General features: G+C 45.6%; 12 protein-coding genes. 5 read left to right on the plus strand and 7 right to left on the minus strand.

The annotated features are described in order from the left end of the window. Positions 1-115: 115 nt before the first annotated feature. The 4 genes from VIM91_RS00005 to VIM91_RS00020 all read left to right on the plus strand — a co-directional run bounded on the left by VIM91_RS00005 (position 116) and on the right by VIM91_RS00020 (position 3,735). Positions 116-1,924 carry a copper resistance system multicopper oxidase gene (locus VIM91_RS00005; protein ID WP_331862791.1) on the plus strand — a complete coding sequence of 603 codons (1,809 nt, stop codon included), beginning with the start codon at positions 116-118 and terminating at the stop codon, positions 1,922-1,924. Positions 1,925-1,984: 60 nt separating this feature from the next. Beyond that, positions 1,985-2,821 (plus strand): copper resistance protein B, encoded by an 837-nt coding sequence (locus VIM91_RS00010; protein WP_331862792.1) that lies wholly within the window; start codon positions 1,985-1,987, stop codon positions 2,819-2,821. Positions 2,822-2,875: 54 nt separating this feature from the next. After that, positions 2,876-3,451 carry a cupredoxin family protein gene (locus VIM91_RS00015; RefSeq protein WP_331862793.1) on the plus strand — a complete coding sequence of 192 codons (576 nt, stop codon included), beginning with the start codon at positions 2,876-2,878 and terminating at the stop codon, positions 3,449-3,451. Positions 3,452-3,531: 80 nt separating this feature from the next. Further along, positions 3,532-3,735: a DUF2892 domain-containing protein gene (locus VIM91_RS00020; protein ID WP_331862794.1), complete on the plus strand. Its 204-nt coding sequence runs from the start codon at positions 3,532-3,534 to the stop codon at positions 3,733-3,735. 44 nt (positions 3,736-3,779) lie between these two features. Here VIM91_RS00020 and moaC read toward each other — a convergent pair whose 3' ends face one another. From moaC to moaA, 5 genes are all read right to left on the minus strand, one after another. Beyond that, positions 3,780-4,259: a cyclic pyranopterin monophosphate synthase MoaC gene (moaC, locus tag VIM91_RS00025; protein WP_331862795.1), complete on the minus strand. Its 480-nt coding sequence runs from the start codon at positions 4,257-4,259 to the stop codon at positions 3,780-3,782. Positions 4,260-4,387: 128 nt separating this feature from the next. Further along, complete coding sequence (gene glp / locus VIM91_RS00030; protein ID WP_331862796.1) at positions 4,388-5,593, minus strand: gephyrin-like molybdotransferase Glp; 1,206 nt, start codon at positions 5,591-5,593, stop codon at positions 4,388-4,390. A 52-nt stretch (positions 5,594-5,645) separates the two neighbouring features. Then, positions 5,646-6,107, minus strand: coding sequence for a molybdopterin synthase catalytic subunit MoaE (gene moaE / locus VIM91_RS00035; RefSeq protein WP_331862797.1), 462 nt, complete (start codon positions 6,105-6,107; stop codon positions 5,646-5,648). A gap of 3 nt (positions 6,108-6,110) precedes the next feature. Beyond that, entirely contained in the window at positions 6,111-6,359 is a 249-nt protein-coding gene (gene moaD / locus VIM91_RS00040) for a molybdopterin converting factor subunit 1 (RefSeq protein ID WP_331862798.1), read from the minus strand. 13 nt (positions 6,360-6,372) lie between these two features. Beyond that, positions 6,373-7,368, minus strand: coding sequence for a GTP 3',8-cyclase MoaA (moaA, locus tag VIM91_RS00045; RefSeq protein WP_331862799.1), 996 nt, complete (start codon positions 7,366-7,368; stop codon positions 6,373-6,375). A 172-nt stretch (positions 7,369-7,540) separates the two neighbouring features. Here moaA and VIM91_RS00050 point away from each other — a divergent pair, with 172 nt between their 5' ends. Continuing rightward, the gene (locus VIM91_RS00050) at positions 7,541-8,062 is read left to right on the plus strand and encodes a DsrE/DsrF/DrsH-like family protein (protein ID WP_331862800.1); all 522 of its coding nucleotides are present in this window, start codon (positions 7,541-7,543) and stop codon (positions 8,060-8,062) included. 11 nt (positions 8,063-8,073) lie between these two features. Here VIM91_RS00050 and glmS read toward each other — a convergent pair whose 3' ends face one another. Both glmS and VIM91_RS00060 read right to left on the minus strand, forming a co-directional pair. Continuing rightward, positions 8,074-9,933 carry a glutamine--fructose-6-phosphate transaminase (isomerizing) gene (glmS, locus tag VIM91_RS00055; protein WP_331862801.1) on the minus strand — a complete coding sequence of 620 codons (1,860 nt, stop codon included), beginning with the start codon at positions 9,931-9,933 and terminating at the stop codon, positions 8,074-8,076. Between the two features lie 118 nt (positions 9,934-10,051). Then, on the minus strand, positions 10,052-10,852 hold an 801-nt coding region (locus VIM91_RS00060; protein ID WP_331862802.1), incomplete at its 5' end, for a DNA ligase.

Consider the following 10,852-nt stretch of genomic DNA (forward strand, 5'->3'; position numbering starts at 1 on the left):
AACTACCTAACACCCCATAAAGGGCATAAATGACAAATTTGTAATCGGGCGGTCAGTAAATCGACAGCTCTTATGTTTTATGCTGGTTTTGAAATTAAACAGAAGAGGTTTAACGATGGATACACAAATTTCACGACGCCATTTATTGAGAAACGCTATGGCTGGGTCGGCGGCGCTTGGTTTATCACCTTGGATGACAAGTGCTTGGGCGGATCCTAAAATCACCCAATTGGGCAATGCATCTACTTTGTCAGGCACTGAGATCGATTTAGTAGTGGATGAAACCTTGGTGAATATGAGTGGCAAAGATCGCATGGCGGTCACCATTAATGGTTCTTTACCCGCTCCGACTTTACGTTTCAAGGAAGGCGATACGGTCACGATTCGTGTTACCAACCGTTTAAAACAAGACACCTCTATTCACTGGCACGGCATTATTTTGCCTTTCAACATGGACGGGGTACCCGGCGTAAGTTTTCCAGGCATTAAACCCGGCGAAACCTTCACCTATGAATTTACGCTAGAGCAGTCGGGTACCTATTGGTATCACTCCCACTCCGGCATGCAAGAACAACAAGGTATGTATGGCGCAATGATTGTTGAGCCAGCGATCCCTGAACCCATCGAATATGACCGAGAACACGTCATTATGTTATCTGACTGGACCGATGAAAACCCACATCGCATTATTGAAAAACTCAAAATCAAAGGTCATTACTACAACCGCAATCAACCCACCGTATTTGATTTTTTCCGCGATGTAAAAGAGCTCGGATTTGGTGGTGCAATGCAAAAACGTGATATGTGGAATCAAATGCGTATGTCACCCACCGATTTAGCCGACATATCTGGTTATACCTATCAATATTTAACCAATGGCACCCCACAAAAAGCCAACTGGACGGGCTTATTTAAAGCGGGTGAAACCGTACGTTTACGTTATATCAATAGCGCGGCCGCGAGCTTTTTTGATGTGCGGATTCCGGGCTTAAAAATGACCGTAGTACAAGCGGACGGCCAAAATGTAGAGCCAGTTGAAGTGGATGAGTTCCGCTTTGGTCCAGGCGAAACCTATGATGTATTAGTCACACCTGAAAAAGAGGCTTATACCCTATTTGCCCAGTCGATTGACCGCAGTGGATTCGCACGCGGCACCTTAGCCACTCAAATGGGGATGTCGGCGGATGTGCCTGAAATGGATCCGGTGCAATGGCTAGAAACCCAAGACATGATGGGCGCGATGAATCATGGTGGCCACGCCGGTCATGATATGGGCGGCGATACGATGGATCATAGTGCTCATGAAATGGCGGCTGATACTCAAGCGGATCAGAGCGCACATGGAGCACATGATGCCCATGCCGGTCACACTATGGCCGACAACCCACTAGCTAAACCCAGCCAGCAAGTTCGCCATTCAAAACATGAATACGGTGCCAGTGTAGACATGCGCGTCGATACACCCAAAACCAACTTGGATGATCCGGGGATTGGCTTGCGCAATAACGGTCGTCGCGTCTTAACCTATGCCGACTTACGCACACTCGGCGGCCCTCTAGATCCACGTCAACCCGAGCGCGAAATTGAGTTGCACTTAACCGGCAACATGCATCGCTATGTTTGGTCTATAGATGGGGTCGAATATGGTAAATCTGAACCTATTCCTTTTCAGTTTGGTGAGCGCATTCGCGTGATTTTACATAACGACACCATGATGACTCACCCGATGCATTTACACGGCATGTGGAGTGAACTTGAGTCGCCTGACGGAGAGTTTTTAGTGCGCAAGCACACCATCAGCGTACAACCGGCTCAACGCGTGTCCTTTTTAGTGACAGCCGATGCGCTGGGTCGTTGGGTCTGGCATTGCCACATTATGTATCACATGGATACCGGCATGTTTAGAGAGGTGGTGGTCTCTTGATAGGAGACCTCAAATGACCCGCCGATTGAAAACAAAGTTATGAAACAAAAGGACACCAGCATGTTTAAAAAAACACTTATTTACAGTGCCTTACTCAGTATAGGGGTTTTCACAAACCACCAGGCCTGGTCACAGCAAGAAGCCGAACCCATGGTGCATGATCATGGCTCAATGCAAGGCGGATCGGCTCCGGCTGATGCGCGCGATCCACTCGATTACAGTGGCGATTTACGTTACAACGATGACGATCTCCAGCGCTTACACTTAATGGATCAACATGTTTATAAAGCCTTGATGGTCGACCAACTTGAGCAGGTTTATACCGATGATACCGACTACACCGCCTATGAACTTAAGGCGTGGATTGGCAAGGATTTTAATAAGCTCCAATTCCAAAGTGAAGGTGAAATAGAAAATGGCGAATTTGAAGCTCATTCTGAACTCTATTGGGCACATGCAATTGGTGCCTATTGGGATAGCCTACTTGGGGTTCGCTTCGATAGCGGTGACCATGAACGCCAGTGGCTAGGGCTTGGAGTACAAGGCTTAGCACCCTATATGATTGATACCAGCGCGAAAGCCTTTGTCGATGAAGACGGGCGCATCGCGGCCGACCTTGAATTCAAATACGAAATGATGTTTACGCAGGATCTTGAACTTGAACCTAAGCTAAAAGCCAAGTTATTCAGTAGCAAAGATACCGAATTTGGTGAAGGCGCGGGCTTAGCCGAGCTTAAAGCCGGACTGCGTTTGAAATATCACATTAAACCTGAATTTGCACCCTATGTTGGGGTCGAGTGGAAAGGTCTATTTGGCGAAACCAAAGATTTGGCTAATCAAGTCGGTCACGCCACCAGTGAAACCAATTATATGCTGGGTTTAAGTTTTTGGTATTAACCTGCTGAGTGGTTCAGCCCTCAGTATTTATTTAGCTTTATTAGGAGCATTAACATGAACATTACACGTCGACATTTTTTAATCGGCTTAAGCCTCGCGACTATTCCAGGTTTATCTATGGCACAAAACCATGCAAATCACGGTGGATCTGGCCACAGCCACAACAACGGACATGAAAATCATGGTGAGCCATCACATGACAACCATAGCATGGGGCATGAAAATCATTCAGGCCATACTCCAGGTATGAGCCATGGCACTAAAGTAGGGCGAGAAGGCCGCCCTCAGGATGTGAAACAAACTATTCAAATTGATATGCACGATCAGAATAAATTCATGCCAAATCGAGTTGAAGTAAAAGCCGGTGAAACCGTACGCTTTTTTGTGCGCAATATGGGGCAAAATAAACATGAATTTGTGATTGGTAACCAACAAGAATTGCACACGCATGCACAAATGATGAAGCAAGACCCCAATATGGCGCACAACGATCCAAATATGATCAGTCTTAAACCACGTCAAAGAGGCGGGGTTGTATGGCACTTTGATAAACCAGGCACCTATTATTTTGGGTGCTTACAGCCTGGCCACTTTGATGATGGCATGATCGGTACAATCGAAGTTAAATAGTTGCAATATCAGAAGCAGTGGGCGTAAAGTAATGAACACGCACCTTTTGTCGCGTGTTCACCCATTTAAGGAGAAGTAACATGAAATGTAACGTTGGCGGCATCGACCGCATGCTTCGAATTGCCGTAGGCTTAATTTTAATTCTTTTAGCGGCCACCCAAACCATTGGTTTATGGGGCTATATTGGCGTGATTCCACTCTTAACAGGAGCGTTTCGTTTCTGCCCTGTTTACGCCCCATTTGGGCTTTCAAGTTGTCATACCGGTAAACCCGGCAAGCTTTAATCAGACTTAAAACCAGGCCTGGTGATGGTACCAGGCCTGGTAATTTACTCTTCACGTGTCCAATGACCGCTTTTGCCACCTTTCTTTTCTAATAATTGTAGTTGATCGATCACCATACCTTTATCCACCGCTTTACACATATCATAAAGCGTCAAAGCCGCGACACTGGCAGCCGTTAAAGCTTCCATCTCGACGCCGGTTTGACCCACTAATTTACAAATAGCAAGGATCTCAACACTTGAGTTTTCATAGTTCGGTGTTAATTCGACCTTAACCGAAGTCAGCATCAGCGGATGACACATCGGAATTAAATCCGGCGTACGTTTCGCCGCCATAATGCCGGCAATACGGGCGGTCGCTAGTACATCGCCTTTTTTATGTTTGCCTTCGGCAATCATGTTTAAGGTTTCCGGTAACATGCGAATCACCGCCATGGCCCGTGCTTCACGTTCGGTATGTTGCTTGTCACTCACATCCACCATGCGTGCTTGGCCTTTTTCATCTAAATGCGTCAATTCCGCCATGTTCTTTTCCTTTTATTTTTTCAAATCACAGACACACGAGGATCTACCCCCTCTCCCTCAGTGAGAGGGCTGGGGAGAGGGTAAGAAAGCTCGTAAAAGCCACCATACCTTGGTGCTTCTGAGGTGAACTAAAACTCGTTAAATGAAATATATTCGACCCAATCACCTTTTTGGATGACGGTGTCTTCTGGAATCACCACCAGACCTGTTGCCCAAACGGTTGAAGTCAACACACCAGAGCCTTGCTGTGGGTATATTTGCGCCCGTGTGCGTGAGGCTTGATTATGTAGGCGCGCACGTACAAATTCACGCCGAAAACCGGGTTTTAACCAGTCAAAATCCGCTTGCACCCAAACCGACTGCGGCTCTATTTGTGTCTTGCCTTGAAGGCGTAATAAAAAAGGCCGTGCAAATAAGTTAAAGGTTGTGAAAGCCGAGACCGGATTACCCGGTAAACCAAGGAATGGCTTACCCAATACCTCGCCATAGGCCAAAGGTTTACCGGGCTTCATTTTGACCTGCCACATATCAAGCTTACCTAAACTTTCCACCGCCGGTTTTAGATGATCTTCTTCGCCCACCGAAACCCCGCCGGTGGTAATAATCACATCGCCCAGTTCAGCTGCTTTTGCGAGTGCTGTCTTAGTCGCATCCAAATTGTCTGCCACCTGTCCGAGATCAATCCATTCAAAGCCTAGCTGACTCACTAACGCCATTAAGTTGGTATAGTTGGAATTATAAATCTTGCCTGGCTGAGGTGCTGTGCCTGGCTCGAGCAGTTCATCACCGGTGGTAAAGGTGACTAATTTTAAAGGTTTATAAACCGCAACCTGTGCTTGTCCTACCGACGCAATCAACGCTAAATCCTGCGGGCGTAACATTTGACCAGGTTCTAAAATACTCGCATCTTGAGCGATGTCTTCACCACATTGTCGAATGTTTTGCCCCAGCGTTACCGTGCCCTCAAACGTCACTCCGTCCTCTAAGGTTTGGGCTTGCTCTTGCATCACCACCGCATCCGCACCAGCCGGAATCGGCGCACCGGTAAAGATACGTGCGACACTGCCGGGCGCTAAAGGTTCGGGGTTACTGCCCGCCGGAATGCGTTGGCTAATTGGCAGCACCAGGCCTGGTTGTATGTCTTGAGCTCGCACCGCATAGCCATCCATCATCGAATTGTCATGCGGCGGGACATTTACGGGCGAGATCACCGATTGCGCCAGTACACAACCTAATGCCTGGCTTAAAGGTCGAGTTTCAATCTCCGCTTTTGTTTGGGCTTGTGCCACTAAATAGGCGATGGCTTCATCTACGGTTTTCATCAGCTTTCTCACAAAAAAATCCCCGCTAAACGGGGAAATGACAGATTCAATAAATTTTAAATAATTAAGCCAGCCAGCGTTTCATGGCCTGTTCATCACTTAAACGTGCGTCTACCCAGCGTTCACCTTCGGGTGTCCATTCTTTTTTCCAGAAAGGCGCATTGGTTTTAAGATAATCCATAATATAGTGACTGGCTTCAAATGCATTTTCACGATGCCGACTGGCCACGGCGACCAATACAATTTGATCTTTAGGTTGCATTTTTCCGATGCGATGAATAATCAAACTAGACTCTAAATGCCAACGTTTATGGGCTTCTTGACGAATATTTTCGAGCGCCTTTTCGGTCATGCCCGGGTAGTGTTCAAGCTCAAGCTGCTGCACATCATCGCCTTCATTGATATCACGCACCGTCCCCACAAACGCGACTACCGCCCCCACGTCTGTATGGTTTTCACGCAACCAATTCACCTCGGTGGATAAATCAAAGTCTTCAATTTGCACGCGCACAAACGGGTTATTCATGTCCTAGCCCCCGGTTACCGGCGGGAAAAACGCAACTTCATCACCGGCTTTAATGGGAGTTTCGCGATTTGCGATATCATGGTTAACCGCGATTTGAACTTGTGCGTTTTCTAATAAAATTTCACGCCAATGCTCACCACGTTCGGCCAAATTATGAATCAGCTCACCCACATTAGCGAACTGCGCTGGAATTTGTTCTTGCGCTTGACCAAACACTTCACGAAAGCTTGCGAAATATAAAATGTTAACCATGTTCGTTCCTTCCTTAACCACCCAACGACACCATTTGTCTAAATTCGATATTGTGTACATTTTCATTGAAAAAATGACGTTCTGGTTTTTGTGCAATCGCATCAATAATAATTTGACGTAATTCTTCATCAGTCACGCCCGCACGTAGTGGCGATCGCAAATCCACACCATCTTCTTGCCCTAAACATAAGGCTAAAAAGCCTCGCGCAGTTAAACGCACGCGGTTGCAGGTTTCACAAAAATGCTGTGAAACTGCCGAAATCACCCCAATCTTGGCATCCGTACCAGCAATTAAATAATTACGCGCTGGACCATCGTGTGAACGACCGCTGGACGGAATCAGATCGGTGCCAACATGCTCACGTACCCGCTTCAAAATCTTTTCAGCGGCATAGTGTTGATCCATCATGCTGACACCAGCTGGGCCAATTGGCATGGTTTCGATAAAACGTACTTCTACGCCTTTTTGAATGCCAAAGTCGACCATCGCCTCAATTTCGTCATCGTTGGTGCCTTTCATCACCACCATATTTAACTTAACGGGTTTCATACCCTGCGCTAGAGCGGCATCGATACCGGCCATGACTTTTTCTAAATTACCGCCACGCGTAATATGTTCAAACTTGTTGGGGTTTAATGAATCAATCGACACATTCACGCGATTAATGCTTTCAGCCAAGGCTTCGGCGTGCTTGTCTAAATGATGAGCATTGCTGGATAAGGCGATATCTTCAATCCCTGGCAAGGCTTTTAAACCCGCCGCAAACTCAGCCAAACCTTTACGGACTAAAGGTTCACCTCCCGTCAATCGCACTTTTTTAACACCCAGCTCACTAAACGCTTTGATAATCCGCGTCAGTTCATCAAACGATAAATACTCAGTATGGTTACCTTCTGGGTGTACGCCTTGTTCAGGCATACAATAACCGCAGCGATAGTTGCATTTGTCGGTCACGGATACTCGAAGGTATTCAATCTTGCGCTGGAATGGATCGATTAATTCTTTCATAATTTGGGCTTTTTTTAACCGTTAGGTTCAGTTGGCTATAACGGTTGATTATTCTAGATTAGAATTTGCTGAAATGCAATCGCTCTTATGACTCGATCAAAGATTGAATCTAGCTTCGAACAGTCAATCTGGGTTAATATCCTCGTATAACTGCAATGGGCAAAGGAATAACATGCAACCCACTGAAAACTCTGGTCAACTCAGTCTAATTCAAACCAAAGGCTCGCTAGATTGGGCTTATCCGGCGATGATCCTCGCCAGTACCGCTCGTGTGATGGATAAAGATGTGCATTTATTTTTTACTTTTTACGGTCTTAGATGCTTATTAAAAGATACCAAAAGCTTAAAAGTATCCCCAGTTGGTAACCCGGGTATGCCAATTCATCTACCGTTTGGGCCAACGGGGATGAGACAACTGGATTTTCGTCAAGCTTTACCTGATTTGGTATGGGGTTTACCAGGTATGACGAGCTTTGCAACCTGGGCGTTTAAAAAACAACTTAAACAACAAGGCCAAGTGTCTTTTGAAGAGTTACGTGATTTGTGTTTAGAAATGGGGGTCAAAATGACCGCTTGTGAGATGAGTATTGAACTGATGGGCTGGCGTCAAAGTGACTTTATTGATGGCATTGATTACGCTGGAGCCGCGACCTATTTCGCCAGCAGCCCCGACCAACAAAGTTTGTTTATTTAAGACTTAGTTTTTTATTCTACCGTTACCGATTTGGCTAAGTTACGCGGTTGATCCACATCGGTACCTTTAATTAAAGCGACATGGTAAGCCAACAGTTGTAATGCGATATTAAACGTAATCGGCGCGGTAATACGCCCGACATTGGTCGTGGTTTTAACCACGGTGAAGGTGCCATCAGAACTGGTATCAGATTTTTCATCTTCAAACACAATCATTTGACCGCCACGCGCATTCACTTCTTGTAAGTTGGATTTGAGTTTTTCCAACAAGTCATCATGCGGCGCAATCGCAATCACCGGAATGGACTCATCAATTAACGCCAAAGGCCCGTGTTTTAATTCACCTGCCGGATAAGCTTCGGCATGAATATAACTGATTTCTTTAAGTTTTAACGCGCCCTCTAATGCGATCGGATACATGGTACCCCGACCTAAAAACAGCGCATTTTGTTTATCTGCAAAGCCATTCGCAATTTGCATAATGATATTTTCATGGCTGAGAGCGGTTTGCACCAGGCCTGGTAGTTTTTGCAAACCATGCACAATGACCGTTTCACGCTCCTCATCCATCGAACCTTTAACTTTACCCACAGCGGTTAATAACAACGCCAATGAAACTAACTGTGTTGTAAACGCTTTAGTGCTGGCGACACCAATTTCAGGGCCAGCATGGGTTAAAAAGACTAAATCGGATTCACGAGTCATTGAAGACTCAGGCGCGTTACAAATGGTTAGAGTCGGAATACTTAAAGCATGTTTTTTAGCATAGGCTTTCACTTGCTGCAAAGCCGCCAAAGTATCGGCGGTTTCACCCGACTGAGAAATGGTGACAAATAAAGTTTTGTCTTGAATTACCGGATTACGGTAACGGTATTCGCTCGCCACTTCGACCTGACATGCCAACTGGATAATATCTTCAAACCAATATTTCGCCACCAGTCCTGCATGATAGCTGGTACCACAAGCAATAATTTGAACTTGCTGAATATCTTTAAACAAGGCTTCAGCCTGATTACCAAATGCATTAACCAGCACGTGGTCTTGTGTGATTCGGCCTTCTAAGGTATCGATAATAGATTGTGGTTGCTCAAAAATTTCTTTGTGCATGTAATGGCGATGTTCACCCAGCTCAACTGCGGCCGAACTTAAATTCGATACGCGGATTTCTCGCTCAACAGGTTCGCCAGCTTGATTATAGATTTGCAATGAGTCACGTGTAATGTCGGCGACATCACCTTCTTCTAAAAAGATCACGTTTTGGGTAACAGGCAACAATGCCGAGACGTCAGAGGCGATAAAGTATTCGCCGATGCCCACACCTATCACTAAAGGACTGCCTTTACGTGCCGCAATTAAACGGTTAGGTTCAGTAATCGACATCACACCCAAAGCGTAGGCACCTTCAAACTTTTGAATCGCCGTTTGTACCGCCTTTAATAAATTCGGTTGATGTTTGAGTTGTTCTGCAACGCAATGCGCCACCACTTCGGTATCGGTTTCCGATGTAAATCGATACCCTAGCTCCAACTGTTTCTGCTTAAGTTTCTGGTAATTTTCGATAATGCCGTTGTGTACTACGGCTACCTGATTATTACAAATATGCGGATGGGCGTTATTTTCCGAAGGAACGCCATGTGTGGCCCAACGAGTATGGGCAATACCAATGTGGCCGGCAAGTTTGTGTTCAGCTTCATCAATTCTGGCTTCCAAGGATTTAATTTTCCCCAGGGCACGTTGACGACGAATTTGGCCTTGATCATCTAATACCGCGACACCGGATGAGTCATATCCGCGATACTCTAAGCGTTTTAGGCCTTCAACCAAAATAGGGACTACATTACGCTCAGCAACGCCACCAACGATTCCACACATACTTTTTCCTTAACTGCCGAACACAGGCCAAACAAACTGTTTGGGACCTTGTATTGATTATTAAATAATTAAGTTATTTTAACATGATATAGGCATTAAAGACCTAAAGCTGAGTGGATTATTCAGCGCTTCTCTGACGGTAATAAACCGCATGTTTTGGCCAACCTTTTTGAGTATAGCCTGAATATTGATAGGTGACTTGACTGCCAATTTTGGGTGGGTTGGCACGCAATTTATCCGTTAGGCCACTGCCCAGTTTTAAGGATTGGTTTTGTGCATTTACACAAATTAACGCACCGACTTGTCCAATATATTTTCCCCGGCCTTCGGTATAACCCGTTACTGCACATTCGGCGTCATATTTTGGTTTTACTTTTAGCGCCTGTTGACTGCGACCGATTTGATAATCCACATTAGGATCTCGAACGACTAAACCTTCGGCACCCTGATTTAATAGCTTTTCTAAACGTGCCTGCAACGCTTCAACTGAAACAACTTTATGCTGTGGAATAACCTGTAAATGTGCCACTGGATGCTTTATTAAAAACTCGTTTAATACCTCAAGTCGTGCCATTAATCCACCGCTGGCATTAGGCACATCAAAAATGTGATAACCGACTTTTTTCCAACCATCATGGGGTGTTTGGGTCATCACAACCGATAAGGTATCCTCAAACTGTTCGCGTCCAATCCAAAGCTCTCCATCTAACGCAAAAGATGGAAAGTCTTGTGTAAACCAAGCCGGAGGAGTTAAATAATGACCACCTCGACTGATTAAGTTTCGACCATCCCAGTAGGCTCTTATCCCATCTAACTTCTCACTCACCAACCAGCCTTCAATCGCTTGGTCTTCATAGTTTTCCAAAGCCATTAACTGCGGCTTTTCAGCCCAGCTTGGAATCAGTGAGAAACTTAATAA

The organism is Thiomicrospira sp. (assembly GCF_036568485.1).
Taxonomy (GTDB): Bacteria; Pseudomonadota; Gammaproteobacteria; order Thiomicrospirales; family Thiomicrospiraceae; genus Thiomicrospira.